Origin of the sequence: Streptomyces sp. NPDC050703, from assembly GCF_040654435.1 — a bacterium.
GTDB lineage: Bacteria > Actinomycetota > Actinomycetes > Streptomycetales > Streptomycetaceae > Streptomyces.
Genome location: NZ_JBFAHX010000042.1, coordinates 12,360 through 37,810, shown reverse-complemented (window position 1 = coordinate 37,810; position 25,451 = coordinate 12,360). Strand labels below are relative to the sequence as shown.

The 25,451-nt window shown below is 73.7% G+C and carries 26 protein-coding genes; 10 read left to right on the top strand and 16 right to left on the bottom strand.

The genetic code is table 11. The features are described from left to right. Positions 1–89: 89 nt before the first annotated feature. Positions 90–1,508 (bottom strand): trypsin-like peptidase domain-containing protein, encoded by a 1,419-nt coding sequence (locus AB0I16_RS29320; protein ID WP_363252627.1) that lies wholly within the window; start codon positions 1,506–1,508, stop codon positions 90–92. 75 nt (positions 1,509–1,583) lie between these two features. Here AB0I16_RS29320 and AB0I16_RS29315 point away from each other — a divergent pair, with 75 nt between their 5' ends. After that, positions 1,584–1,937 carry a hypothetical protein gene (locus AB0I16_RS29315; RefSeq protein WP_363252626.1) on the top strand — a complete coding sequence of 118 codons (354 nt, stop codon included), beginning with the start codon at positions 1,584–1,586 and terminating at the stop codon, positions 1,935–1,937. Positions 1,938–2,143: 206 nt separating this feature from the next. Here the strand turns inward: AB0I16_RS29315 and AB0I16_RS29310 are convergent, their stop codons facing one another. After that, positions 2,144–3,160, bottom strand: a complete 1,017-nt coding sequence (locus tag AB0I16_RS29310; RefSeq protein ID WP_363252625.1) for a zf-HC2 domain-containing protein — start codon at positions 3,158–3,160, stop codon at positions 2,144–2,146. Beyond that, positions 3,157–3,960 carry an RNA polymerase sigma factor SigE gene (sigE, locus tag AB0I16_RS29305; protein ID WP_363252624.1) on the bottom strand — a complete coding sequence of 268 codons (804 nt, stop codon included), beginning with the start codon at positions 3,958–3,960 and terminating at the stop codon, positions 3,157–3,159. Before sigE ends, AB0I16_RS29310 begins: the two co-directional genes overlap by 4 nt. A 153-nt stretch (positions 3,961–4,113) precedes the next feature. Here sigE and AB0I16_RS29300 point away from each other — a divergent pair, with 153 nt between their 5' ends. Further along, positions 4,114–4,812 (top strand): O-methyltransferase, encoded by a 699-nt coding sequence (locus AB0I16_RS29300; protein ID WP_363252654.1) that lies wholly within the window; start codon positions 4,114–4,116, stop codon positions 4,810–4,812. A gap of 658 nt (positions 4,813–5,470) precedes the next feature. Here AB0I16_RS29300 and AB0I16_RS29295 read toward each other — a convergent pair. Continuing rightward, on the bottom strand, positions 5,471–5,638 hold the full coding sequence (locus AB0I16_RS29295; RefSeq protein WP_003966491.1) for a DUF3117 domain-containing protein: 168 nt from the start codon (positions 5,636–5,638) through the stop codon (positions 5,471–5,473). A 308-nt stretch (positions 5,639–5,946) separates the two neighbouring features. Between AB0I16_RS29295 and AB0I16_RS29290 the strand changes: the two genes are divergently transcribed. Continuing rightward, the gene (locus AB0I16_RS29290) at positions 5,947–6,747 is read left to right on the top strand and encodes an enoyl-CoA hydratase-related protein (RefSeq protein WP_363252623.1); all 801 of its coding nucleotides are present in this window, start codon (positions 5,947–5,949) and stop codon (positions 6,745–6,747) included. Between the two features lie 8 nt (positions 6,748–6,755). Here AB0I16_RS29290 and AB0I16_RS29285 read toward each other — a convergent pair whose 3' ends face one another. Together AB0I16_RS29285 and AB0I16_RS29280 are read right to left on the bottom strand one after the other, a co-directional pair. Beyond that, on the bottom strand, positions 6,756–7,352 hold the full coding sequence (locus AB0I16_RS29285) for a DNA-3-methyladenine glycosylase I (RefSeq protein ID WP_363252622.1): 597 nt from the start codon (positions 7,350–7,352) through the stop codon (positions 6,756–6,758). Beyond that, positions 7,349–7,810, bottom strand: coding sequence for a DivIVA domain-containing protein (locus tag AB0I16_RS29280; RefSeq protein WP_363252621.1), 462 nt, complete (start codon positions 7,808–7,810; stop codon positions 7,349–7,351). Before AB0I16_RS29280 ends, AB0I16_RS29285 begins: the two co-directional genes overlap by 4 nt. A 125-nt stretch (positions 7,811–7,935) precedes the next feature. Here AB0I16_RS29280 and folP point away from each other — a divergent pair, with 125 nt between their 5' ends. Further along, on the top strand, positions 7,936–8,796 hold the full coding sequence (gene folP, locus AB0I16_RS29275) for a dihydropteroate synthase (protein ID WP_363252620.1): 861 nt from the start codon (positions 7,936–7,938) through the stop codon (positions 8,794–8,796). 63 nt (positions 8,797–8,859) lie between these two features. Here the strand turns inward: folP and AB0I16_RS29270 are convergent, their stop codons facing one another. Beyond that, complete coding sequence (locus AB0I16_RS29270; RefSeq protein WP_363252619.1) at positions 8,860–9,621, bottom strand: TIGR00730 family Rossman fold protein; 762 nt, start codon at positions 9,619–9,621, stop codon at positions 8,860–8,862. Positions 9,622–9,718: 97 nt separating this feature from the next. Beyond that, positions 9,719–10,798 (bottom strand): succinyl-diaminopimelate desuccinylase, encoded by a 1,080-nt coding sequence (dapE, locus tag AB0I16_RS29265; RefSeq protein WP_363252618.1) that lies wholly within the window; start codon positions 10,796–10,798, stop codon positions 9,719–9,721. 62 nt (positions 10,799–10,860) lie between these two features. On the opposite strand from dapE, the gene AB0I16_RS29260 reads away from it, so the two are divergent. After that, a complete protein-coding gene (locus tag AB0I16_RS29260) occupies positions 10,861–11,763 on the top strand; it encodes a heavy metal transporter (protein ID WP_363252617.1) in 903 nt (300 codons plus the stop codon). A 325-nt stretch (positions 11,764–12,088) separates the two neighbouring features. After that, positions 12,089–12,511: an ATP-binding protein gene (locus AB0I16_RS29255; RefSeq protein WP_363252616.1), complete on the top strand. Its 423-nt coding sequence runs from the start codon at positions 12,089–12,091 to the stop codon at positions 12,509–12,511. Between the two features lie 138 nt (positions 12,512–12,649). On the opposite strand, the gene AB0I16_RS29250 is transcribed toward AB0I16_RS29255, so the two are convergent. Together AB0I16_RS29250 and fdxA are read right to left on the bottom strand one after the other, a co-directional pair. Further along, the gene (locus AB0I16_RS29250; RefSeq protein ID WP_363252615.1) at positions 12,650–13,771 is read right to left on the bottom strand and encodes a bifunctional succinyldiaminopimelate transaminase/glutamate-prephenate aminotransferase; all 1,122 of its coding nucleotides are present in this window, start codon (positions 13,769–13,771) and stop codon (positions 12,650–12,652) included. A 92-nt stretch (positions 13,772–13,863) separates the two neighbouring features. Then, a complete protein-coding gene (fdxA, locus tag AB0I16_RS29245; protein WP_030573070.1) occupies positions 13,864–14,184 on the bottom strand; it encodes a ferredoxin in 321 nt (106 codons plus the stop codon). 143 nt (positions 14,185–14,327) lie between these two features. Between fdxA and AB0I16_RS29240 the strand changes: the two genes are divergently transcribed. The 3 genes from AB0I16_RS29240 to AB0I16_RS29230 all read left to right on the top strand — a co-directional run bounded on the left by AB0I16_RS29240 (position 14,328) and on the right by AB0I16_RS29230 (position 17,138). After that, complete coding sequence (locus tag AB0I16_RS29240; RefSeq protein WP_363252614.1) at positions 14,328–15,329, top strand: GNAT family N-acetyltransferase; 1,002 nt, start codon at positions 14,328–14,330, stop codon at positions 15,327–15,329. Positions 15,330–15,405: 76 nt separating this feature from the next. Next, entirely contained in the window at positions 15,406–16,236 is an 831-nt protein-coding gene (locus AB0I16_RS29235; protein ID WP_103557423.1) for a transglutaminase-like domain-containing protein, read from the top strand. A 47-nt stretch (positions 16,237–16,283) separates the two neighbouring features. Further along, positions 16,284–17,138 carry a transglutaminase-like domain-containing protein gene (locus tag AB0I16_RS29230; protein ID WP_363252613.1) on the top strand — a complete coding sequence of 285 codons (855 nt, stop codon included), beginning with the start codon at positions 16,284–16,286 and terminating at the stop codon, positions 17,136–17,138. A 37-nt stretch (positions 17,139–17,175) separates the two neighbouring features. Here AB0I16_RS29230 and AB0I16_RS29225 read toward each other — a convergent pair whose 3' ends face one another. The 6 genes from AB0I16_RS29225 to AB0I16_RS29200 form a co-directional block, all read right to left on the bottom strand. Beyond that, positions 17,176–17,814 carry a response regulator transcription factor gene (locus AB0I16_RS29225; protein WP_363252612.1) on the bottom strand — a complete coding sequence of 213 codons (639 nt, stop codon included), beginning with the start codon at positions 17,812–17,814 and terminating at the stop codon, positions 17,176–17,178. After that, the gene (locus AB0I16_RS29220; protein WP_363252653.1) at positions 17,811–18,905 is read right to left on the bottom strand and encodes a histidine kinase; all 1,095 of its coding nucleotides are present in this window, start codon (positions 18,903–18,905) and stop codon (positions 17,811–17,813) included. Before AB0I16_RS29220 ends, AB0I16_RS29225 begins: the two co-directional genes overlap by 4 nt. A 312-nt stretch (positions 18,906–19,217) precedes the next feature. Further along, on the bottom strand, positions 19,218–21,305 hold the full coding sequence (locus AB0I16_RS29215) for a hypothetical protein (RefSeq protein ID WP_363252610.1): 2,088 nt from the start codon (positions 21,303–21,305) through the stop codon (positions 19,218–19,220). A 164-nt stretch (positions 21,306–21,469) separates the two neighbouring features. Further along, the gene (locus tag AB0I16_RS29210) at positions 21,470–21,838 is read right to left on the bottom strand and encodes a DUF6113 family protein (protein WP_363252652.1); all 369 of its coding nucleotides are present in this window, start codon (positions 21,836–21,838) and stop codon (positions 21,470–21,472) included. Between the two features lie 98 nt (positions 21,839–21,936). Beyond that, entirely contained in the window at positions 21,937–22,878 is a 942-nt protein-coding gene (gene mshB, locus AB0I16_RS29205) for an N-acetyl-1-D-myo-inositol-2-amino-2-deoxy-alpha-D-glucopyranoside deacetylase (RefSeq protein ID WP_363252609.1), read from the bottom strand. A gap of 52 nt (positions 22,879–22,930) precedes the next feature. Beyond that, the gene (locus tag AB0I16_RS29200; protein ID WP_062779883.1) at positions 22,931–23,125 is read right to left on the bottom strand and encodes a hypothetical protein; all 195 of its coding nucleotides are present in this window, start codon (positions 23,123–23,125) and stop codon (positions 22,931–22,933) included. A 147-nt stretch (positions 23,126–23,272) separates the two neighbouring features. Here AB0I16_RS29200 and AB0I16_RS29195 point away from each other — a divergent pair, with 147 nt between their 5' ends. Continuing rightward, positions 23,273–25,438, top strand: coding sequence for a prolyl oligopeptidase family serine peptidase (locus tag AB0I16_RS29195; RefSeq protein WP_363252608.1), 2,166 nt, complete (start codon positions 23,273–23,275; stop codon positions 25,436–25,438). Positions 25,439–25,451: the final 13 nt, after the last annotated feature.

Sequence of the window (25,451 nt, the reverse complement as noted above, 5' to 3'; positions counted from 1 at the left end):
TTGAGCTCCTTGCGATGTCCTCAGGCCGGACCGCGTCCACGGTACCCGCCACCGGTGTCTGTCCGGTAGCCGCTGCACCACAAACCGGATCAGTCGCCGCTCGCCGCTCCGAGCACCAGGGTCACCTCCCGGTCACTGCCGTCACGCTCCACCGTGAGGTCGAGGCGGTCCTTGGGCCGGTGCGCGCGGACCTTGACGATCAGCTCGTCGCTGGAGTGCACGGCCTGGCCGTCCACCTCGGTGATGACGTCGCCGGGCTTGAGGCCCGCCTTCTCGCCGGGGCCGTTCTCGCTGACGGAGGGGCCGCCGTCCTTGCCCTTGTCCGCGATGCGGGCGCCGTCGCCCGTGAACTCGGTGTCGAGCGTGACCCCGATCACGGGGTGCGTCGCCTTGCCGAAGTTGATCAGCTCCTCCGCGACGCGCTTGCCCTGGTTGATGGGTATCGCGAAGCCGAGGCCGATGGAGCCCGCCTGGCCGCCGCCCTGCTCCGAACGGTCGCCGGCGGAGCGGATGGCGCTGTTGATGCCGATGACGCGTGCCTTCGAGTCGACCAGCGGACCGCCCGAGTTGCCCGGGTTGATCGGCGCGTCGGTCTGCAGGGCGTCCACGTACGAGGTGTCGCTGCCGTCGCCCTTCTCGCCGCCCGCGGTGATGGGCCGCTCCTTGGCGCTGATGATCCCCGAGGTCACCGTGTTCGCCAGGTCGAAGGGGGCGCCGATCGCCACGACCGGGTCGCCGACCCGGACGTTCTCGGAGTTGCCGAGGGTCAGCGGCTTCAGGCCCCGGACGCCCGAGACCTTGACGACCGCCAGGTCGTAGCCCGAGTCGCGGCCGATGACCTCCGCCTCGGCGGTCTCGCCGCCGCTGAACGTCACCGATATCTCGCCGCCGGTGCCCGCGGGCTCGACGACGTGGTTGTTGGTGAGGATGTGGCCCTTGCCGTCCAGGACGAAGCCGGTGCCCGTGCCCTGCGCCGAGTCGCCCCGGACGTGCAGGGTGACCACGCCGGGCAGGGCCGCGGAGGCGATCCCGGCCACGCTGCCCTTGGGGCGGTCCTTGGACTCGGTGCCGGACTGGCTCAGCTCGATGTCGCCGACCCCGCCGTTGCGCTCGACGTAGGCGCCGATCGCGCCGCCGATGCCGCCGGAGACCAGCGTGACCATCATGACCCCGACGAGAAGCGTCCGCCGGACCCGCTTGCGCTTCTTCTCCTCGCCCTCCGGGGCGGGGGCCCCGGTCTGCTGGAGCGGCGCGTTCCACGGATCGTACGGCTGCCGGGGCGGCCCCTGGGGTGCGCCCTGGTACGGCGTGGGGGCGGCGTGCGCGACCGCTGCGGGGAGCGGGGTGCCGTGGCCGGGGGTGGCCTGCGGTTGCGGGGTGCCGTGCGTCGCCGCCGGGAGGGGCGTTCCGTGGCCGGGCGTGGCCTGGGGGTGCGGGGTGCCGTGCGGTGGCGTGCCGCTGTGCGCGACCGCCGCCGGGAGCGGGGCGCCGTGGCCGGGCGTGGCCATCGGGTGCTGTACGGGGGGCGCGGGCGCCCAAGGGCCGGGCTCGCCGTAGGGCGGCGTGCTGTACGGGTCCGGGTCGTGCAGGGGCCGCGCCCGCTCGTCGTCGGCGGCACCGCCGGGTGCCTGCGCGCCGGGCGACGGGGTGCCGGGCGGCGGGGTGCCGGGGACCTGGCTGCTCCCCAGGGGCGGCTGCGGCTGCGGCTGCCCGGTAGGCGGCTGGGGCTGGGGCTGGGGCTGGTCAGCCAGGGGCTGCGGTTGACCTGCGGGGTGCTGGGCGCTCGGCGGCTGCGGCTGACCGGCCGGGGGCTGGTCAGCCAGGGGCTGCGGTTGACCTGCGGGGTGCTGGGCGCTCGGCGGCTGACCGGCCGGGGGCTGCGTGCTCGGTGGCTGGTCCTGTGGCTGGTCGGGCGACGGCGCCGGAGCCTGTGGTGACTGATGGGCCGTTCCCGGCGTCTCCGTCCGGGGGCGGCTCCACCAGGCCCCCTGCGTGGGCTTGCCCTCGTCCATGCTCTCCCCACAACTGGCCCGCGGCGCACGCCGATACGAATCTCAACTCCGCGCCCGCCAAGTCCCCCCGGCGGGCACGGCCCACCGAGATTCAACCAGGTTCCCGCGCGTGTGCGCAGGGCGCCGTCGCGTCAGCGGAGCGCGGCCGTGCCCCGCGACGGGCCCGGACCCGGTGCCGCCGCGGTGGTGTCCGACGAGTCGGCGCCCCCCGCCTGCACGGACCTGAGCGCCGGCGGCACCGTCACGCCGGGCGGCGCGGCGCCGCGGTGGCCCGGCTGCGGCGGGCTTATCAGCGGGGAGACAGCGGCGGCGCCCGCGAGGAGCGGCGCCGTCACCGCGTACGCCGACGTCCGTGGGCGCAGCGGCTGCGCGGGGCCTCCCGGCAGCAACGGCCCCGTCACCTCGGCCGGCGCGACCGGCGCCGCGAGGGCACCGGGGCGCTGGCCCTGCACCGACAGCGGATTACCGGCCCCGCGGCGGCGCACGGAGTCGGGCGACACGGCGGAACCCGCGCCCTGGGGGCGCTGCGGCGTGACGTTGCTGTTGGCCTTGGAGCCGCCGGCCCTGGTGTCGCTCGTGTCGGCGGGGACGCCCGCCGTGACGCCGCCGAGCGCGATGGCGGCCAGGGACACCGCGCCGGCCGCGGCGAACGCGAAGCGGCGTCCGCGCCAGAGCGAGCGGTCGCCCTCGTGCCGCGTGACGTCATGGATGCGGAAACCGCGCCCCTCACCGGGCAGGACGGCCGCGTGGGCACCCGAGGGGACATACCCCACGAAGCCTTCGGTGTTCACGCCGAAGAGTCCGGCCCTCGGCAGCCCGGCGGAGCCGGCCCCGGTGGCGAAGCCCTCTCCGTCGCCCGGGGGTCTGGGACCGTCGGGCGGCTCCATGCCACCGGCGGGCAGGCCCTGGAGACGGGCCAGGAAGCTCTCGCTGGGCGGCGGCGGTGCCGCCTGCGCGAAGACGCTCTTCAGGCGGCGCTGTGCGTCGGCCTCGGTCTTGCACATCGGGCAGGTCGCCAGATGCGCGAGGACGCGCTCGCGCGCGTCATGACCCAACTCACCGTCCACCAGGGCGGCGAGCCGGTCTCCCAGATGCTGCTCCGCGTCGGCCAGGGGCCGCTCGGCGGGATTCGCCCGTGATCCACTCACGCGGTCGCGCCCCCTCCTCCCAGCGCCACGGCTCCGGGGGCCCCCACTGCCTGGAGGGCAGGGGTGTCGGCACCGAGCGCACGGCGCTCCGCGCGGGCCTCGGGAGAGCGGTGCTTGAGGGCCTTGCGGAGCTGGGAACGGCCCCGGTGGATACGGCTGCGGACCGTGCCGAGCTTGACGCCGAGGGTCGCGGCGATCTCCTCGTACGACAGTCCTTCGATGTCGCAGAGGACCACCGCGGCGCGGAACTCGGGCGCGAGGGTGTCGAGCGCCTGCTGGACGTCGGCGTCGAAGTGCGTGTCGTTGAACACCTGCTGCGGCGAGGGCTCGCGGCTGGGGAGGCGCTCGGCCGCGTCGTCCCCGAGGGCGTCGAAGCGGATGCGCTGCTTGCGGCGCACCATGTCCAGGAAGAGGTTCGTGGTGATGCGGTGCAGCCAGCCCTCGAACGTGCCCGGCGTATAGGTCGAGAGGGACCTGAAGACACGGACGAAGACCTCTTGGGTGAGGTCCTCGGCGTCGTGCTGATTGCCTGTCAGGCGATACGCCAGGCGGTACACGCGGCCGCTGTGTGTGCTGACGATCTCCTCCCATGTGGGCGGAGTCCACGCCTGCGATTCCGCGTCAGCGGCAAAGGTCGCGGTCTGAGCGGAGTCGTTGGCACGGATGCGGTCAGCGGTGTCGGTCACGGATTTCGGCTCACCCGCCAATCCGAGAAAGCGCCGGAGCACTCCTCCCCGATCCGCGGACGCAGCCGCACCTCCCCTGTCGGCTCTGGTGGTGTCCAGTGGAGCCCCTACCATAACCACCTCGCCCGTTAGCTCCGGATAAGCGTTTTTACGTGAATTTGGTACGGGCTTCTCAGCGGTTGTCCTGCCGCTTCGAGGCGCCCGCTTCAAGACTTGATCCATCCGTGACCCCCGCCGTCCTCACACCCCCTATTAACGCCCGGCCTCATCTGCGGGTTCCCGGCGCCAACGGATACAGTCACGGCCAGGCAACCACGGGGACAGGAGAGGGCCATTACCGGCAACCGGCAGACGAGCTGGGCGTTCGCCGACGCCTTTGTCGCCGAGGACGAGGCGCTGCGCTGGGCCCGTGACCGGGCCCGGGAGGCAGGGCTGCCCTCGGTGTCGCCCGGCACCGGCGCCGCGCTGCGGATGCTCGCCGCCACGGTTGACGCGAAGGCAGTGGCCGAAATCGGTACGGGGACCGGGGTGTCGGGCATCCACCTGCTGCACGGCATGCGGCCCGACGGGGTCCTGACCACGGTCGATCCCGAGCCGGAGCGGCAGCAGTTCGCCCGCCAGGCCTTCCGGGCCGCCGGCTTCGCGGGGAACCGGGCACGGTTCATTCCGGGGCGGGCGCTGGACGTCCTGCCGCGGCTCGCCGACGGCGGTTACGACCTCGTGTTCTGCGACGGGGACCGCATGGAGTCCCTCGAATACCTCGCTGAATCGTTGCGCCTGCTGCGGCCGGGTGGGCTCGTCTGCTTCGAGGGGGCCTTCGCGGACGGGAGGACCGTCGATTCCGGGCCGCAGCCCGTCGAAGTCCTCTGTCTGCGGGATCTGCTGCGGACCGTGCGGGAGAGTGTGGAGCTCGTGCCTTCGCTGTTGCCTGTGGGGGATGGGTTGCTCTGTGCGGTCAAGCGGTAGCTCTGCGGTGGCCTTGGCGGTTCTTGCGGGGTGCCTCGCGGTTCCGTGCTGCAGCTCTTGGCTCTGTGCGGTGCCCTGTGGTTCCGTGCTGCACCTCTAGGCTCCGTACGGTTTTGTGGTTCCGGGCCGCGCCTTTCAGCTCTGTGCGCGGTTCCTCGCGCCCCTGACGGGCCTCGCCTACGCCGTCCCGTGCCGCGCCTCTTGGCTCTGTGCGCGGTTCCCCGCGCCCCTTTCCGCCCCGCCGCGTGGTTTCGTGCCGCACCTTTCAGCTCTGTGCGCGGTTCCCCGCGCCCCTGACGGGCCTCGCCCACGCCGTCCCGTGCCGCGCCTCTTGGCTCTGTGCGCGGTTCCCCGCGCCCCTTTCCGCCCCGCCGCGTGGTTTCGTGCCGCACCTTTCAGCTCTGTGCGCGGTTCCCCGCGCCCCTGACGGGCCTCGCCCACGCCGTCCCGTGCCGCGCCTCTTGGCTCTGTGCGCGGTTCCCCGCGCCCCTTTCCGCCCCGCCGCGTGGTTTCGCGCCGCGCCTCTTGGCTCTGTGCGTGGTTCCCCGCGCCCCTTTCCGGGTCTCGCCTCTCAGTGAAGGGCCCCCGGCCAGGAAAAAGCACTGCCCCGGGTCCGCTCGGGAGCCGGGGCAGTGGGAAGTTTGGGCGCGCTTCCGCGTCAGCCGACGACCTTCTTCAGGGCGTCGCCGAGCGCGTCGGCCTCGTCCGGAGTCAGTTCGACGACAAGTCGTCCGCCGCCTTCGAGCGGAACGCGCATGACGATGCCCCGCCCCTCCTTGGTCACCTCGAGCGGGCCGTCGCCCGTCCGCGGCTTCATGGCCGCCATGCTCGTTCCCCTTCCTGAAACCAGCTCATCGCAGCCGACAACCCAGGTGTCACCGGCATCGAACATATTGCTTCCAGGCCATTATCCCGCATGGCGGGACCCGATGACCAACATCGGTCGGCATCGCTTGCGCAACGCGCGCCCGCAAAACCACCCAATTCGGCGATGTGCCTGCGATACTTCGCCGCCCCGCATGCCCCGTCGGCCCGCAATTGTTAGACGCAGGTCACATATCCGCCCTCATGCCGGACCTCGATGATCTCCGTCATGCTGAGGAGCCACGTACCGGACAAACGGAAGGGTTCACCATGGCCGACAGCGTGCTCTACGAGGTCAGCGACGGACTCGCGACGATCACGATCAACCGTCCCGAGGCCATGAACGCCATGAACACGGAGGCCAAGGCCGCCCTGCGGGACGCCATCAGGTCCGCCGCCGACGACCCCGCCGTGCGCGCCGTGCTGCTGACCGCGACCGGGCGCGCCTTCTGCGTCGGCCAGGACCTCAAGGAGCACATCGGCTCCCTCATGGCGGACCGCGAGGCCGGCACCGGGCAGACGATGAGCACCGTCAAGGAGCACTACAACCCCATAGTGCGCGCGCTGGCCGGCATGCCGAAGCCGGTCGTGGCCGGGGTCAACGGCGTCGCCGCGGGAGCCGGCCTCGGCTTCGCGCTCGCCGCCGACTACCGCGTGGTCGCCGACACCGCCAAGTTCAACACCTCCTTCGCCGGGGTCGCCCTCACCGCCGACTCGGGCGTCTCCTGGACGCTGCAGCGCGTGATCGGCCCCGGCCGCGCCGCGGACCTGCTGCTCTTCCCGCGGAACATCACCGCGCAGGAGGCGTACGACCTGGGCATCGCCACCAAGGTCGTGCCCGCGGACCAGCTCGCCGCCGAGGCCGCGAAGGTGGCCCGCGCCCTGGCCAAGGGCCCGACCCTCGCCTACGCCGCGCTCAAGGAGTCCCTCGCCTACGCGGCGGAGCACTCCCTGGACGAGGCCCTGGACAAGGAGGACGAGCTCCAGACCAGGGCGGGCGCCTCCGAGGACCACGCCATCGCCGTCCGGGCCTTCATCGCCAAGGAGGAGCCGAAGTACCTGGGCCGCTGACCTTCGGGCTACGGTCTCGGCGCCTCGCGGGCCACGCAGTCCGCGAGGTGGTCGTTGACCAGGCCGCAGGCCTGCATCAGGGCGTACGCCGTGGTGGGGCCGACGAAGCGGATGCCCCGCTTCTTGAGCGCCTTGGAGAGGGCCGTGGACTCCGGGGTGATCGCCGGGACGTCGGAGAGCGACCTCGGGGCCGGGCGCGAGACCGGGTCGGGGGCGAACGACCAGATCAGCTCGTCCAGTTCGCCCTCGGACCAGCCGGCGAGCACGCGCGCGTTGGCGAGCGTCGCGTCGATCTTCGCGCGGTTGCGGATGATCCCGGTGTCGGCGAGGAGCCGCTCGCGGTCCTCGTCGGTGAACTTCGCGACCGAGGCGATCTCGAAGCCCGCGAAGGCCGCGCGGAAGCCCTCGCGGCGGCGCAGGATCGTGATCCAGGACAGGCCCGACTGGAAGGCCTCCAGGCTGAGCCGCTCGTACAGGGCGTCGTCGCCGCGGACGGGGCGGCCCCACTCGGCGTCGTGGTACAGCACGTAGTCCTCGGTGGACAGGCCCCAGGGGCAGCGCAGGCCGCCGTCGGGCCCCGCGACCGCGTCGCTCGTCGTGCTCACTTGTCGTCGCCTCTCTCGCCGCGCTCGTCGTGGACTCCCTCGGAGGGGCGTGGCGCGTCGTCGAACCCGTCCTCGGCGCGCGGCGGGGCGGTGTACGGGTCGTCCGCCCGCCTCGGCGCGTACCCGTCGAAGAGGGACGGGCCCGCCACCGCCGTGGCCTGGGCGCCCGCGAGGGCCGCCTCCAGCTCGGCGATGCGGGCGTCCCGCTCGGCGAGCTCCGCGCCCAGGCGGCTGAGGGCCTCGTCGACGTCCACCATGTCGTAGCCCCGCAGGGTCAGGGGGAAGCGCAGCGCGTCGACGTCGGCGCGGCGCAGGGGCCGGTCGGGGGGCAGCGGGTCGGTGAGGCGCTCGGGCGCGGCGTCGGGCAGGGCCCCGCTCTCGCCGCCGCCCACGACGGCGAGGGTCACCGCGCCGACCACCACGACGAGGGCGATGACCAGGAACAAGAACAAGACCATGGCTGCAGGCCCCCACGCTCGACTGCCCGTGCTGAAAGTGTCAGTGTCCGATCGTGCCATGCGGCTGTGACAGTTAAGGTCGCAGGCGGCCGAACCGCGACGAGGACCCAGGAGGGCCACAGGGGATGCTCAGGCTTGGACGGCGCGAGTTCGACGCGCACGAGCCGGTGATCATGGCGATCGTGAACCGGACACCGGACTCGTTCTACGACCAGGGGGCGACGTTCCGGGACGAGCCGGCCCTGGCCCGCGTGGAGCAGGCGGTGGCCGAGGGCGCCGCGATCATCGACATCGGGGGCGTCAAGGCGGGCCCCGGCGACGAGGTGTCCGCCGAGGAGGAGGCGCGCCGTACGGTCGGCTTCGTCGCCGAGGTGCGCAAACGCTTCCCGGAGGTGGTGATCAGCGTCGACACCTGGCGGCACGACGTCGGCGAGGCCGTCTGCGAGGCGGGTGCCGATCTGCTGAACGACGCCTGGGGCGGGGTCGACCCCCGGCTCGCCGAGGTCGCCGCGCGGCACGGGGCGGGGCTCGTGTGCACGCACGCGGGCGGGGCCGAGCCGCGCACGAGGCCGCACCGCATCGCGTACGAGGACGTGATGGCCGACATCCTGCGCGTGACGGTCGGCCTGGCCGAGCGCGCGGTCGCCCTCGGGGTGCCGCGCGACGCGGTCCTCATCGACCCCGGGCACGACTTCGGCAAGAACACCCGGCACAGCCTGGAGGCCACCCGCAGGCTGGGCGAGATGGTGGAGACGGGCTGGCCGGTCCTGGTCTCGCTCTCCAACAAGGACTTCGTGGGCGAGACCCTGGACAAGCCGGTCAAGGAGCGCGTCATCGGCACCCTGGCGACGACGGCGGTCTCCGCCTGGCTCGGCGCGCAGGTCTACCGCGTCCACGAGGTCGCGGAGACGCGCCAGGTGCTCGACATGGTGGCGACGATCGCGGGGCACAGGGCCCCCGCCGTGGCGCGGCGCGGACTGGCTTGAGCGGCCCCGCGCGGGCCTCGGCACGCGCGCGGGGGCCCCGACGGGCTCCCGCGCGCGTGGGGGCTACTTCCCGACTTCCTTCGTCACCAGGGAGATGGCCTCTTCCACGTCGTCCGTGACGTGGAAGAGGAGGAGGTCGGCCTCGGAGGCCTTGCCCTGGGCGATGACGGTGTTCTTCAGCCAGTCGACCAGGCCGCTCCAGTACTGCGTGCCGAAGAGGACGATCGGGAAGCGCGTGACCTTGCGGGTCTGCACCAGGGTGAGCGCCTCGAAGAGCTCGTCCAGGGTGCCGAGGCCGCCGGGCAGGACGACGAAGCCCTGCGCGTACTTCACGAACATCGTCTTGCGGACGAAGAAGTACCGGAAGTTGACACCGATGTCGACGTACGGGTTGAGCCCCTGCTCGAAGGGCAGCTCGATGCCGAGGCCGACCGAGGTGCCCTTGGCGTCGACGGCCCCCTGGTTGGCGGCCTGCATCGCGCCGGGCCCGCCCCCCGTGATGACCGCGAAACCGGCCTCCACGAGGGCTCTGCCGATCTCCACGCCCGCCGCGTACTCCGGTGAGTCCATCGGGGTGCGCGCCGAGCCGAAGACGCTGATCGCGGGCGGCAGTTCGGCGAGCGTGCCGAAGCCCTCGATGAACTCCGACTGGATGCGCAGGACCCGCCAGGGGTCGGTGTGGACCCACTCGGAGGGGCCGTCGGAGTCGAGGAGACGCTGATCGGTGGTGGTTCCGGCCTGCACCTTGTCGCGCCGGCGCAGCACCGGGCCCACCTGCTTCTCGTCGGGGCGCTTCCCGGCAGCGGGGACGTCGTGGTCGGTCATCGTCTGCTCCCTCCATGCGTACGGAACCACAGCCTAGGTCCACGCAGGTGACGACCGAGGGACCTCGGGATGTCCGGCACCGTGCCGGGGGACCCGGTCACGACGTCAGCCAGTTGCGCAGCCGCTCCTCCGCCTCGGGGATGAGCGAGGCGCGTACACGCTCGTCGACCTTGTGGGCGAGCAGGGGGTTTCCCGGGCTGAAGTTGACCGCGGGCACGCCGAGCGCGCTGAAGCGGGAGACGTCCGTCCAGCCGAACTTGGGGCGGGCCTCGCCGCCGACGGCCGCCATGAAGGCGGCGGCCGCCGGGTGGTCGAGGCCGGGGCGGGCCGCGCCCGTGTGGTCGTCGACGACGAACTCGTCGACGCCGCAGTCCGCGAAGTAGTCGCGCACGAAGGCGAGGGCGTCCTCCTCGCTGCGGTCGGGCGCGTAGCGGAAGTTGACGGTGACCGTGCACTCGTCGGGGATGACGTTGGTGGCGACGCCGCCCTCGATGCGGACGGCGTTGAGGCCCTCGTGGTACTCCAGGCCGTCCACCACCGGCTTGCGCGGCTCGTACGCGGCGAGCCTGACGAGGATCGGGGTGGCGGCGTGGATGGCGTTGGAGCCCATCCACGCGCGCGCGGAGTGCGCCCGTACCCCCTTGGTCCTCAGCAGCACCCGCAGGGTGCCCTGGCAGCCGCCCTCGACCTGGCCGTCGGTCGGCTCCAGGAGGACCGCGAAGTCGCCCGCGAGCCAGTCGGGGTGCGCCTCGGCGATGTGCCCGAGTCCGTTCAGGTGGGCGGCGACCTCTTCGTTGTCGTAGAAGACGAAGGTGAGGTCGCGGTTGGGCTCCGTGACCGTCCGGGCGATGCGCAGCTGCACGGCGACACCCGACTTCATGTCGCAGGTCCCGCAGCCCCACAGGACGCCGTCCTCGTCGAGGCGCGAGGGCACGTTGTCCGCGATCGGCACGGTGTCGATGTGCCCGGCGAGGACGACCCGTTCCGCGCGGCCGAGGTTCGTGCGGGCCACCACGTTGTTGCCGTGCCGGTCGACGGTGAGGTGCGGCAGGCCGCGCAGGGCCGTCTCGATGGCGTCGGCGAGGGCCGCCTCCGAACCGCTCGGCGACGGGAAGTCGACAAGGCGGGCGGTCAGCTCGGCGGCGTCCAGCGTGAGGTCAAGCGGGGTCTGAGACATGCGGACGACCCTAACCTCCGAGGGCGGGACGGCCCGTCGGCGGACTCCAGTACCTTGGACGCGTGCCAGAGCCACCCACCATCCCCCGGCGCGGCCGCCTCACCCGTCTCGGCACCGCGGTCGCGGTGCTGCTCGCCGTCGCCGGCTATGTCGCCGTGCAGTACGTGTACGGCGGCAAGCCCTCCCCCCGGTGCACGGTGGTGTCGGCCAACGGCGACGGCGCCTCGTACGAGTTCACGGCCGAGCAGGCGGAGAACGCCGCGACGGTCGCCGCCGTCGGCACCTCGCGCGGCATGCCCGAGCGGGCCGTGACCATCGCCCTCGCGACCGCCCTCCAGGAGTCGGGCCTGCGCAACATCCGCTTCGGCGACCGCGATTCGCTCGGCCTCTTCCAGCAGCGCCCCACGCAGGGCTGGGGCGACGAGCGCCAGATCATGGACCCGGCCTACTCCGCGGCGCGGTTCTACGCGCACCTGGCCGAGGTCCCCGGCTACTCGCGGCTGCCCCTCACGGTCGCCGCGCAGCGCGTGCAGCGCAGCGGCTATCCGCAGGCCTACGCCAAGCACGAGCCGGACGCCCTGCTGCTCGCCGCCGCGCTCACCGGCCGCGCGCCCGCGACGTTCAGCTGCGAGGGCCGCCCCGGCGCGGCCCCCGGCGGCCCCGCGGAGGTGCGGGCCGCGCTGGAGCGTGACTTCGGCCGTGCCGTGCGCCCGGAGGCGGCCGGGGGCCGCACGGTGACGGTCCCGGTGCCCGCCACCGCGGCGGCGGGCGGCGAGGCGCCGCGGCGCGGCTGGGAGCTGGCGCACTGGGCTGTGGCGCAGTCGTCGGCGCTGGGCGTGGAGCGCGTCTCGTACGCGGGCCGTGAGTGGCGCGCGGGCGGTTCGGGTACGTGGCACGAGGTGGCGGCGGGCAGGGCCGCGGGCCCCGGTGCGGCCGACCGGGTCCGGATCGTCACCGCGCAGTAGTGCGACCCGTCCCCCTGCGGGGGCATGGAGACCGTCCTTCGGCGGGCGGGCGGTCACTCCGCCCCCGACCTGCTGCGCCTGCCCCTGATCCCTTGGGGGCAAAGGGAATGAAGGATTCTGCGGGTGTCACGAGACGTGCGTTCTCTGCCCGCTTTTGTCCGGAGCCGATTATGCGACGCATTGCCGACTCTTTACGTTGGCCCGCCGTAACCAATCGGGGCCTTGAGCGGTATTCACTGCGTCCGAGCGCCGGAACCCATCCGGTGGGACGCCGGGGACGATCCGGCCGGACACCTCACCGTCTTCTCCCGTCTGAAGGAGCATCATGTCCCTCCCCCTGACCCGCCGGATCGCCCGCGCGGCGCTGCTCAGCGCTGCGGGAGCAGCTTCCGTGGTCGGTGCGGCCGGCTCCGCAAGCGCCCTCCCCGCCGCTCCCGACCTGGGCGGGCTCACCGCGCTGGACACCGCGAACCTCGGCAACACCGTCGACGGCGCCGCCCAGAACACCGGCAACCTCGCCGGTGAGGCCGGCAGCAAGGCCGTGAAGAAGTCCGTGCCCGCCGCCACGAAGATCGTCGGCCAGAGCGCCAAGACGACGACGCCGGTCGCCCAGAAGGCCGTCGGCGACGTCGCCGGCGCCGCGGGCAAGGTCGTCGGCGACACCGCGGGCACGGCCACCGAGGGCGGGCTGCCCACCGACGCGCTGACCGAGGGCGGGCTGCCGACCCAGGGTCTGCCGCTCGGCTGATCGAGCGACCCCCATGACGTAGGGCCCCGAGCCACTCGGCTCGGGGCCCTACGTCATGCCCCGCTTCTTGGCTTCTTGGCTTCTTGGCTTCTTGGCTTCTTGGCTTCTTGGCAGCCCTATGCCATGTCCGGGCGTCCCTCAGAGCGCCAGGCGTTCGACCGCCGCCGCCACGCGCTCGTCCGTCGCCGTCAGCGCCACCCTGACGAACCGCTCGCCCGCGGGACCGTAGAAGTCGCCTGGCGCCACCAGGATGCCCAGGTCCGCGAGATGGCCGACGGTGTCCCAGCAGGACTCCCCGCGCGTGGCCCACAGGTAGAGGCTCGCCTCGCTGTGCTCGATGCGGAAGCCGTGCTTCACCAGGGCCTCGCGCAGGGCGGTGCGCCGGGCCGTGTACCGCTCGCGCTGCTCGCGCACGTGCTGGTCGTCACCGAGCGCCGCCACGACGGCCGCCTGGGTGGGCGCCGACGTCATCATGCCGCCGTGCTTGCGGATCTGCAGCAGATCGCCGAGCACGGCCGGGTCACCGGCGATGAACGCGGCGCGGTAGCCGGCGAGGTTCGAGCGCTTGGAGAGCGAGTGGACGGCGACGATGCCCTCGTAGGAGCCGCCGCACACGTCCGGGTGCAGGACGGAGACCGGGTCGGCCTCCCAGCCGAGCTCCAGGTAGCACTCGTCGCTGACGAGCAGCACGCCGTGCTCGCGCGCCCAGGCCACGGCCCGCCTCAGCTCGTCCCCGGAGAGGACGCGGCCGGTCGGGTTGGAGGGCGAGTTGAGCCAGAGGAGCTTCATCCCGGCCGGGTCGAGGCCCGCCACCGCGGCGTCGGAGGCGAACACGTCCGGGTCGTAGGTGACGTATTCGGCCCTGGCCAGGCGCGCGCCCACCTCGTACGTCGGGTAGGCGAGCCGGGGGTGGGCGACGACGTCGCCCGGACCGAGGCCCAGCTGCGTCGGGAGCCAGGCCACCAGCTCCTTGGAGCCGACGACCGGCAGGACGTTGCGGTGCGTGAGGCCGGCCGCGCCGAGGCGCCGCTCGCACCAGCCGGTGAGCGCGTCATGCAGCTCGGGCGTGCCCCACACCGTGGGATAGCCCGGCGAGTCCGCCGCCGCGATCAGCGCTTTCTGGATCAGCTCGGGCACCGGGTCGACCGGCGTGCCCACCGAGAGGTCGACGATGCCGCCGGGGTGGGCGGCCGCCGTGGCCTTGTAGGGCTCCAGCTTGTCCCAGGGGAAGGTGGGAAGGCGGTCGGAAACTGCGGACACGTACGGACTCCCGGCTTGCGTGGATGGACAAACGCCCCGGTCCCGTACGCGGGACATGCCGTACGGGACCGGGGCGGCGCTTGACGCCGCTGCTACTGGTTCTGCGGCGGCAGGGCGGCGATGAAGGCGTGGTCGCGCTCGATCAGGCCGAGCTTGCTCGCGCCGCCGGGCGAACCCAGCTCGTCGAAGAACTCGACGTTCGCCTTGTAGTAGTCCTTCCACTCCTCAGGAGTGTCGTCCTCGTAGAAGATCGCCTCGACCGGGCACACCGGTTCGCAGGCTCCACAGTCGACGCATTCGTCCGGGTGGATGTACAAGGACCGGGAGCCCTCGTAAATGCAGTCGACCGGGCACTCCTCGATGCACGCCTTGTCCTTGACGTCGACACAAGGCTGCGCGATGACGTAGGTCACGCTGTCGTTCCTCCTCGATACGGGCGTTGGCGGGCCGTCCTCAGGCTCCGCTCGCCTGGCGCGCGGGAGCGCGGCGTCGTCGATGCCCGCCCCTAGTATCTCCGTTCCTGGGCATGATCCGAACAGGAGGGGCTCGAGAACCGGTGGAATTCACTGCGGGCGGACGGCTTGAGGTCCGCATCACTGCCGCTGACGTGGGCAAACGTGTATCAGTCCGGCGTCGGACCGACCCCGGCGAGCGCGGCGGCGGTTTCACCGACACGGTCGGCGTTCTCACATCGTGGGACGACGGTGTGGTGCTCATCACACGAAGGGGTGGCGAGAGCGTCCGGATCGCGGAGGACACGCTGGTCGCGGGCAAGGTCGTGCCCGCCGCGCCGGCGCGCAGACGCGGCCCCGCCGCCTCCTACGAGGAGCTGGCGCGGGTCTCGGCGCGCGCCTGGCAGCCGGTGGAGAGCGAGCCGCTCGGCGACTGGGAGCTGCGGGCCGCCGCCGGGTTCACGCGGCGGGCCAACTCGGCGCTGCCGCTCGGCGACCCAGGACGGCCCCTCGACGAGGCGCTCGATGAGGTACGGGAGTGGTACGGGGCGCGCGGGCTGCCCGCGTACATCCAGACCGCGACCGGTGCCGAAGGCACCCAGGAGATGCTCTGCGCGGAACTGGCGGCACGGGGCTGGGAGCGCGAGGTCAGCGCGGAACTGCACATCGGCGCGCTCGCCCCCGTCGGGGATCTGGACGCGGAAGGGGCGCGCGTGGAACTCTCGCGCTCCTGCGACGAGGGGTGGCTGCGGCGCTACGGCCGGACCGGGACTCCGGGACCGCATGTGCGCAAGGTGCTGGCGAGCGGGCCCTCGGTGTGGTTCGCTTCCGTGCCCGGGAGCGGTGACGTCCCGGCCGCCATCGGCCGGTGCGTGGTCGACGGACGCTGGGCGGGGTTCATGGCGGTCGAGGTGGACCCCGGGCGCCGCAGGCAGGGGCTCGCCACCTCGGTGATGGCCGCACTGGCCCGGCAGGCGCTGTCCGACGGCGCGTCGGCGGCCTGGCTGCAGGTCGAGAACGGCAATGACGGCGCGCGGGCGCTGTACGGCGGGATGGGCTTCGCGGCGCATCACACGTACCACCACTACCGGCACGGACGGGCCTGAGCGGGCAGCGGGGCGGCCGGGCACGACACGGCACACAGCAACAGCGCCCCACCGGGGCATGAGACACGAGGCACGTATGCACGCGGAGTCCGGCGAATGGCGGCGGCGGTTCGCCGAGGAAGTACGGTCCGAACGGCCCGGTCTCGCCCTGCTGTGCCTGCTGATCGGCACGGAGGCGGACCCCTCGCTCGGCCAGGAGGGGATCGACACCGCCGAGATCGAACTCGACCGGCTGGCGGGGCTGCTGCCCTTCCGGCCCGGCGGGCCCCGCGCGTGGGCGTCCGCCCTCGCCGAACTCCTGGGCGAGCAGTGCGGCTTCCAGGGCACGCCGAGCGACTACCAGCGCCTGGACTCCTCCCTGCTGCACCTGGTCCTGCGGCGCCGCAAGGGGCTGCCGATCCTGCTGTCCGTGGTGTGGATGGAGGTGGCGCGGCGCGCCGGCGCCCCCGTCTACGGCGTGGCGCTGCCCGGCCACTTCGTGGTCGGCTTCGGACCGCGGGACGAGCAGGTGCTCGCCGATCCGTTCGACGGCGGCCGCATCCTGACCGGGCAGGACGCGGAGATGCTCGTGGCGGGGACCGCGGGCACGGGGCTCCAGCCCTCGATGCTGACGCCCGCCGACCCGCTCAACATCATCCAGCGCATCCTCAACAACATCCGCGCCTGGGCCGCCGCCCGCCCCGAGCGCTCGGAGGTCGCGCTGTGGGCGCTCGACCTGTCCCTGCTGCTGCCCGCGCACCCGGCCCGGCTGCGCTACGAGCGGGCGCAACTCCTCGTCCAGCGGGGTGACTTCCTGGGGGGCGCGGCGGAGCTCGACGAGTACGCCGATGTGGTGACGGCGGTCGAGCCGACCACCGCCGAACGGGTCCGCCAGCAGGCACGGGCGGCCAGGGCCATGCTGAACTGAGCCGTCCGGCGCGGTAAGCGATCGGTCCGGCCGGGCACCACCGACGTATGCGTTCCCGATCCCCCGGAACCACCGAGTGGCGGCGGCTGTTCGCGGCCGAGGCCGGGGCCCCGCACCCCGATCTCGCGCTGCTGTGCCTGCTGATCGGCACGGAGGCGGACCCCTCCCTCGACCGGGAGGGGATCGACACGGCGCGGCGGCTGCTCGACCGGCTCGCCGACGAGGCCGTGTCCGGCCGGGGCGGCCACCGCCCCGACACCCCGTGGGCCTGGGCGGCGGCCGTCGGGGAACTCCTCGGCGGGCGCTGCGGCTTCCGGGGCAGACCCGGTGACTACCAGCGCCTGGAGTCATCCCTGCTGCACCGGGTCCTGCGGCGCCGCAGGGGCCTGCCGATCCTGCTCTCGGTGCTGTGGATCGAGGTGGCGCGGCGCGCGGGCGCCCAGGTCCACGGGGTGTCGCTGCCGGGCCACTTCGTGGTGGGCTTCGGGCCCCCGGACGACCTGGTGCTCGCCGATCCGTTCGCGGGCGGCCGGGTCCTGACGGCCGCGGACGCCGAGCTGCTCGTGGCGGCGGCCACCGGGGAGCCCCTCGTGCCGGCCATGCTGGGGCCCGCGCGGACGCTGGACATCGTGCGGCGGGTCCTGAACAACATCCGCGCCTGGGCCGGGCCGCGCCCCGAGTGCTGCGACGTCTCCCTCTGGGCGCTCGATCTCTGCCTGCTCCTGCCGTCGCCGCCGCCCCGGCTGCGCTTCGAGCGCGCCCAGCTCCTCGTGCAGAGGGGGGACTTCGTCACCGGCGCGCGCGAGCTCGACACCTTCGCCGACGAGGTGGCCGGCACGGACGAGGCGACCGCGGACCGGGCCCGGCGCCAGGCGCGGGTGGCCCGCGCCAGGCTGAACTGAGCGACCGGGGCGGTCAGGGCGTCCGTGGCGCCGGCGCTCAGAGCCAGCCCTTGTCGCGGGCGGTGCTGACCGCCTCGGCGCGGTTGCGGACGGCGAGCTTCTGGATGGCCGTGGAGAGGTAGTTGCGGACGGTGCCCTGGGACAGGTGGAGGGTGCCCGCCAGTTCGGCGTTGGTGGCGCCGCCCGCCGCCGCGCGCAGGACCTCGCGCTCACGGCCCGTCAGGGGGTTCGCGCCCTCGGCGAGTGCCGCGGCGGCGAGGACGGGGTCGATGACCCGCTCGCCCGCGAGGACCTTGCGCACGGCGGCGGCGAGCTGGGCGGCGGGGGCGTCCTTGACCAGGAACGCGTCGGCGCCGGACTCCATGGCGCTGCGGAGGTGGCCGGGGCGGCCGAAGGTCGTCAGGATCACCACCTTCACGGCGGGGAGCGAAGCGTGCAGCCGGGCGGCCGCCTCGATGCCGGTGCAGCCCGGCATCTCGATGTCGAGCAGCGCGACGTCGACGGCCGCCTCGCGCGCCGCCGCGAGCACCTCGTCGCCGCGGGCCACCTGGGCGACGACCTCGATGTCCGGTTCCAGGCCGAGCAGCGCCGCCAGGGCCTCGCGGACCATCCCCTGGTCCTCCGCGAGCAGCACCCTGGTCACCGTGTCGCCGCCGCGGCCGGCCTCGCTGGTCATGAGGGGAATCCTACGGCGGTGCCGGAGAGCGGGACTCGGGCCGCGAGCCGGAAGCCGCGGCGCCCGGCGGCCCCCGCGTCCAGCTCCCCGCCGACCGCGGCCACCCGCTCGGCGAGGCCCGTCAGACCGTTGCCCGCGGCCCCCGCGCCGCCCCTCCCGTCGTCCTCCACGCGGAGTTCGAGGCGGGGCCCGGCGAGGGTCCGGCGGACCGTGAACGCCACCGTGCAGCGCCGGGCGCCGCTGTGCCGGACGACGTTGGTCACGGCCTCCCGCAGCGCCCAGGCGAGCGCCGCCTCGCCCTCCTCGTCCGGCAGCGTCTCCGGTGCCGCCGGCGGCAGGTCCGCCTCGATGCCGGCGGCGGTCAGCACCGTACGGGCGCCCGCGAGCTCGCCCGCCAGAGTGCGCCTGCGGTAGCCGGAGACGGCCTCGCGCACGTCCACCAGGGCCTGGCGGCCGACCTGTTCGATGTCGGCCACCTGCTTGGCCGCCGTCTCGGGGTGGTCGGGGAGCATCCGCCCCGCCAGCTCGCTCTTGAGCGTGATCAGGGAGAGCGAGTGGCCGAGCAGGTCGTGCAGGTCCCTGGCGAGGCGCAGCCGCTCCTCGTTGGCCGCGAGCTGGGCGACGGTGGCGCGGGCCTCGCGGAGCTGGATCGTCGTACGCACCAACTGGCGTACGCCGGTCATGGCGAAGCCGACCAGGACGTCGAGGACGGCGAGGTTGCCGACGAGGCCCGGGGGGCTGTCCGCGCCCAGGCCGGTCAGGGCCATCACGGCGGTGACGGCGGGGATGCCCCAGGCCGCGTGCCGCGGTGGCGCCACGGCCCCCACGGAGACCGACACGTACACGAAGAGGCCGAGCCAGTGCGCGCCGAAGCCGAGCGCGAGGACGACGGCCAGGGTGAGCTGGAGCGTGAACGACACGCCCACCGCGCGCCGGTCGGGTGCCTTGCTCGTGTACCGGAAGACCAGGGTGAGGTAGCAGGCCACGAACGCCGCGAGGCCCAGCGCGCCGAGGACGGTGGCCGCGGTCCCGCGCTCCGTGTGCAGCAGGTCGTTCACCGGGGCGGCGAGGAACACCAGCCAGACGCCGATCCAGAGCGCCTTGGAGAGGAGGAGACGGCGGTCCCTGACGGGCCTGCCCGCGGTGCGGCCGGGGCGGCTTCCGTCGGACGGGAGGTCTTCGCACGCGTCCCGGGCGCGGGGGGTCTCGCTCACGCCTTCATCGTGTCCTTCGGTCGAGCGCCCGCCCCGGGCGGTGCCGCGGTCGTCGTCATGGGGACCATCGTGGCCGGGTCGGGGCGCCGGCGGGCGGTGCCGCGTGTGCCGGGTCCGTGACGACGATGTCGTGCCGGAGGCCGGGCGCCCCGTCGAGGGGGCGGCCCGGCCTCCGGTCGCGTACGAGGATCAGCTCGCGTTCGTCTCGATCACGCCGATCCGCTCGGCGGGCGTCTTGCCGACGAGTGCCTTGCCCATCGCCTGGGCGACGTCGGTCGGCTGGACCGGCGTCTTGTCGCCGTTGCCGCGCTGGATCAGGACCCCGTCGAAGACGTTGCCGTAGAGCTTCTCCAGCTCCTCCAGGTTGTAGTACACCTGGAGGGTGCCGTTCTTGAGGACCTTGGTCTCAAGGATCTTCGGCAGCGACTTCTCCGGGCCGAACGGGATCGACTTGGCGCCCGCCTTGACGGTGACGTTGGCGGACATCGCGGGCTCCGCGAACCGGGTCATGAACTTGTCGACCTCGGTCTTGGAGACCGTCGGCTTCCGCGTGGTCACCGGCACCTGGACGGTGCCCGCGCTGCCCGTCTCGACCTGCTTCTTGTAGGCGTCGGCGACGGCCTTGGTGGACGCCCCGGCGTCGATGCCCTTGCCGACCTTGCCGTAGACGGGCACGGCCTTGCCGGGCACGAACTTGACCGTGCCCTCCTTCGCCGAGCCCGAACCGCCCGCGGCGCGCTCCAGGGCGGCGGCCAGCTTCTCCTCGTCGACGGGCATGACCGGCTCGACGACGCGCTCGCCGCCGAACAGCGAACCGACCACGGAGACCGGGTTGTAGTCGCTGCTCGCGGCCGCGCGGACGGTGGCCTGGCTGTCCAGGGTCAGCCCTGCCTGGTCCGGCTTGAGCGTGACCTCCTCGCCGGCCACCGACAGCTTCAGGGGCTTCGCCACGCGCTCACCGATGGCCTCGTCGAGCTTCTTGACGGCCTCGTCACGGGTGCCGCCGCCGATGTCGACGCCGAGCACCGTGGTGCCCTTCGGCACGTCGGCGTGGTTCATCAGCAGGCCCGCGCCGTACGCGCCGCAGGCCACGACGACCGCGGCGACCGCGAGGAGGACCAGCTTGTTGCGGCCCTTCTTCTTCTTGGCGGCGGGCGCCGGGGCGGCCGGTACGTCGGAGCGCACCGGCTCGGGCAGCTTCGGCGGGGTGTGCGCCATCGCGCCGTCCGCGCCGGGGCCCGGCGGGAAGGGGGAGTCGCCCTGCGTCGGCGGTACGACCGGGATGCCGCTGGTCAGCGTCGTGCCGGAGACGTTGCCGCCGGGCGGCGGTGCGGCGGGGCCGGACTTCTGCGGGGTGAGGATCGCGGTGTCGTCGCCCAGGGCGCCCGAACGCGGCGGGCCGCCCGCCGGGTTGCCGGGGCCGCCGGGCGGCGAGTGCCTGCCGGGGCCCGGGGGCGGCGCCATCGGGCCGTCGCCCGTGACGGGGCCGCCGGTCGCTCCCGTGGGGCCGCCGGAGAAGTAGGGCAGGTCGCCGCGGGTGGCGTCGCCGCCCTTCGGGCCGCCGCCGAGGGGGCCGGACGCCACGGCGCCCGACACGTCGAATGAACCCGTACCGGAACCGTTCCTGCCGGGGCTTGCGGGGCCCGTGGGGCCGCTGGGAGCGCCCTGGGGGGCGCCGGGGCCGCGGGAGGCGCCGGAGCCGCCGGGGGCGGCCGAAGCGGGGGCGGACGGGCCGCCGTTGGGCCGGGGGCCGCCCGCGGCCCCGGCGCTCTCGGCGCGCGCGGGCTTGCGGGGCGCGAACCAGTCGCTCGTCTTCTCCTCGGCCGCTCCCGCGCCCGAGGAGTTCGGGGCGCCCTCGCCCGCGGCGGACCCGGCACCGCCGCCGGAACCCGAAGCGGAACCGGAACCCAGCGATCCATCGGCGGCGGAGGAGGTCTGCCCCGCGTCGGCGGCGCCGGGTGCCCCCGGTGCCGCGCCGTCACGGCGGCCGTCCTCGTCCGGCGCGTCCCCGCGCGCGGCCTCGTCACCGACGGGCGTCCGCATGACGACCGGCGGGATCGGCCGCGAGCCGGGGATGTTGATCCGGATGCGGGTGGTCAGCGTGGTCTGGGTCTCGGGCTCCTCGGGCCGCTCGTCGGCGGCCTGCCGCCGCCCTCTGTCCGCGCCGCCGTCGGCAGCGCCCTGCGCCGGGGAGCCGTACGGCGGCGTCCCCGAGGGGTATGCGGCTCCACCGCGCCCCTGGGGCCCGGCAGACGAACTGTCATTTTCACGACTCAAGGCAGGTTCTCCTGGTTGACTCCGCCGCCCGTCTCGACCTCATCCGGGGTCCCCCAGGCCGGAGGTGGGGGAGGCTCGGCGGCCGCACCACCATACTGGCCGCCGTCGGCGCTCTCTCTGCGACCGGCGTCAAACCCGTGCGGAACACGGTCCGAAGTGGTACGTCACTTGGCAAGTCGGGCGGCGGACCCGGTCGGTTGCGGTCCCCGGCCGAGCGTGGCGCACATCACAGCCACGGCCATCCCGCCGAGCAGGTACGCGTAGCTGCCGAGTCCCGCGCCGAAGAGGAAGTCCCCCTCGGGTCTGGTCGCGGTGAGCAGCATGACCGCCACCAGCCAGCCCGCGGCGGGCGCCACCGCCCCGGCCCTGGTGCCGGCCGCGCGCCCCCCTCCGTAGAAGGCGCCGGCCGCGCCGACGAGCGCGAGCAGCAACCCGGCGGGGAAGAAGCCGCCTTGGACGAGCGCCCCGGCGACGCCGACGACCGCGCCGAGGACGAAGAGGCCGGCGTAGACGGCGACGCGTCCCACCCGCAGCGGCTGCGCGAGGAAGCTGCCCGCGGGCGCGGGGGCGGGGGTGGGCGTGGGCTTGGAGGAGCTGGAACCGGCGCCGGACGACGCCCTGGACCGCGTACTCACAGCGCCCTCCCCTCGGCCGCGTCCGCCGGTCCCGCGAGACCCGCGAGACCCGCGAAGAGATCCGTCTCCCGGTCCCGGCCCGGCGTGGACGCTCCGGACGCTTCTCCCCGCACGAGTTCGTAGTACTCCACCTCGAAGAGGGGTTGCGCGAGGTCGTTGGAGAGGACGAAGAGGGGCCCGTCGACCGTGACCTGGGTGGCGTGCGCGGCCATCGCCGCCGCCTTCGCCGTCCGGAAGAGCGCGCCGTCGATCTCCGTGGTGATCCGCTCGTCGTCCGTGACGCCCGGCACGTCCGAGGGGGTGCCCGGGGTGCTGAAGGACGACTGCGGGAGCACCTCGCGCAGCCACCGGAAGCGCTCGTCGACCACGGAGCGCGGGGCGCGGTTCCAGTAGATCTTGGCGATGGTGTGCGGCTCGCCGAGGTCGGCGCGGAAGCCGGGGTCGGCCGCGAGGTCGGCGGCGCGCATGGCGACGCGGTGCGCCTGGATGTGGTCGGGGTGGCCGTAGCCCCCCTCGGGGTCGTAGGTGACGAGGACCTGCGGCCTGACCTCGCGGACGACCGCGACCAGATGGGCCGCCGCCTCGTCGAGGCCGGCCGACCAGAAGGCGCCGGGGCGGCGGTTCTGCTCGGTGCCCATCATCCCGGAGTCGCGGTACCGGCCCGCGCCGCCGAGGAAGCGGTGGTCGGTGACCCCCAGCTCCTTCATGGCGGCGGCCAGCTCCCCGACGCGGTGGGCCCCCAGGCGGTCCTCGCGGTCCGCTGCGAGATGGGCGAGGCCGTCCGGGATGACCTCGCCCTCCTCGCCCAGCGTGCAGGTGACCAACGTGACATGGGCACCCTCGGCCGCGTACTTGGCCATGGTCGCGCCATTGTTGATCGACTCGTCGTCCGGGTGCGCGTGCACGAGCAGCAGGCGCCGGGCGGGCAGTTCCGTCATGGGACCACCCTACGAGGAACGGCGAGGCCGCCGAGGATGCCGGGGGGAGGGCTCAGAACTTGATGTCGCCGATCATCCCCGCCACGTTGGTCGTCAGCTCGTTGATCGTCGGAGCGATGGACGAGCTGGCCAGGTAGAAACCGAGCAGCGTACAGACCACCGCGTGCCCCGTTTTCAGACCTGACTTCTTGACCAGCAGGAAGACGATGATCGCCAGCAGCACCACCGCCGAAATCGAGAGTGCCACGGCGGTCACCTCCAAGTCGTAGCCGTAACCCAGTGCGGACGCCAGCAGGTACATACCCACCAAGCGCTACGGATCATAACTATCCGTGTGGACGCATGACTCGGAGCACGGCAGCACAAGGGGGCGCATGCGCCATAGGCTCGGGGGATGACCACCGAAGACCCCGGAGTTCCCAGGCCCGGCGAGAGCCCGGCGCAGCCGCTCTCCTTCCCGCGTCAGCAAGCCCGTACGCAGCGCTTCACCCTCGGCGCGCCCCGTGCGTTCACGGTGGCTCCCGACGGCTCCCGCGTCGTCTTCCTGCGCTCCTCCGCCGGCTCCGATCCGGTGAGCCGGCTCTGGGTACTGGACGTGGAGGACGGCCGCGAGCGGACCGCCGCCGACCCCGAGGCGCTGCTCGGCGGCGCGGCGGAGCAGCTCTCCCCCGTCGAGCGCGCACGGCGTGAGCGCAGCAGGGAGAGCGGCGCGGGCATCGTGGCGTACGCCACGGACGCCGCCGTGGAACTGGCCGCGTTCGCCCTCTCGGGCCGGCTCTTCGCGGCGGAGCTGCGTGCGGGCACGACCCGTGAACTGCCCGCGGCGGGACCGGTGATCGACCCGCGGCCCTCGCCCGACGGGCGGCATGTCGCGTACGTCTCCGGGGGCGCCCTGCGGGTCACGGGCGCCGACGGCGGGGGCGACCGGGTGCTCGCGGCGCCGGAGCCCGGCGAGGCGGAGACGGTGACGTACGGCCTCGCTGAGCACGTCGCGGCCGAGTCGATGGCGCGGTACCGGGGTTTCTGGTGGTCCCCGGACTCGGCCCGGCTCCTCGTGGCGCGGGTCGACGACGCGCCCGTGCGGCGCTGGTGGATCGCCGACCCGGCCCGTCCCGAGCGCGAGCCGGTGAGGATCGCGTACCCGGCCGCGGGCACCGCCAACGCCGACGTACGCCTGTTCGTCCTTGGCCTGGACGGGTCGCGCACCGAGGTGGTGTGGGACCGGGGCCGCTTCCCCTACCTCGCCCGGGTGCACTGGTCGGCGGACGGCCCTCCGCTGCTGCTCGTGCAGTCCAGGGACCAGCGCGGGCAGCTCTACCTCGCGGTGGACCCGGAGAACGGCTCGACGCGGATGGTGCACGCGGAGGAGGACGAAGATTGGCTTGAACTGTTCCCCGGTGTGCCCTGCTGGTCGCCCAGCGGGAAGCTGGTGCGGATCGTCGACGAGGGCGGCGCGCGCGTCCTCGCGTGGGGCGAGCGGCCGCTGACGGGGGCGCAGTTGCACGTCCGCGCGGTCCTCGACGTGACGGAGGAGGACATCCTGCTCTCGGCGTCGGCGGGGCGGGCCGCCGCCGGTCCGGAGACCGGCGAGGTGCACGTCTACCGCGTGAACGAACTGGGCGTGGAGCGCCTCTCGCGGGAGCCCGGCGTGCACTCGGCGGTGCGGGCGGGCGGCCTCACCGTGCTCGTGTCGGCCGCCCTCGACCACCCCGGCTCCCGGGTGCGGGTGCTGCGGGACGGCAGACGCGTGGCGAACGTGGCCTCGTTCGCCGAGCGTCCGGGGCTCACTCCGCGCGTGACACTCACCGAGGGGGGCACGCGCCGGATTCCGTGCGCCGTCCTGCTCCCCACGGAATACAAGGCGGCGGACGGACCGCTTCCGGTACTGCTCGACCCGTACGGCGGGCCGCACGGACAGCGCGTGCTCCACGCGCACAACGCCCACCTCACCTCGCAGTGGTTCGCCGACCAGGGCTTCGCGGTGATCGTGGCGGACGGCCGCGGCACCCCCGGCCGCTCCCCCGCCTGGGAGAAGTCGATCAAGAACGACCTGACGCTGACGCTCGACGACCAGGTCCACGCCCTGCACGCCCTCGCCGGCACGTACCCGCTCGACCTGGAGCGGGTCGCGATCCGCGGCTGGTCCTACGGCGGCTACCTCGCGGGCATGGCCGCACTGCGCCGCCCGGACGTGTTCCACGCGGCGATCGTCGGCGCCCCGGTCACCGACCTGCGGATGTACGACACGCACTACGAGGAGCGCTACCTCGGCGACCCGACGAAGACCCCGGAGACGTACCGCCACAACTCCCTGGTCGGCGACGACGGGCTGATCGGGGCGGCCGAGCCGCACCGCCCCATGCTCGTCGTCCACGGCCTCGCCGACGACAACGTGGTCGTGGCGCACTCCCTGCGCCTGTCGTCCGCGCTGCTCGCCGAGGGCCGCCCGCACGAGGTCCTGCCGCTGTCCGGCGTGACGCACATGATGGCGCACGAGCGGACCGCGGAGAACCTGCTCCTGTTCCAGGCGGACTTCCTGAAGCGCTCCCTGGGCCTGTAGGCGGCGGGGCCGC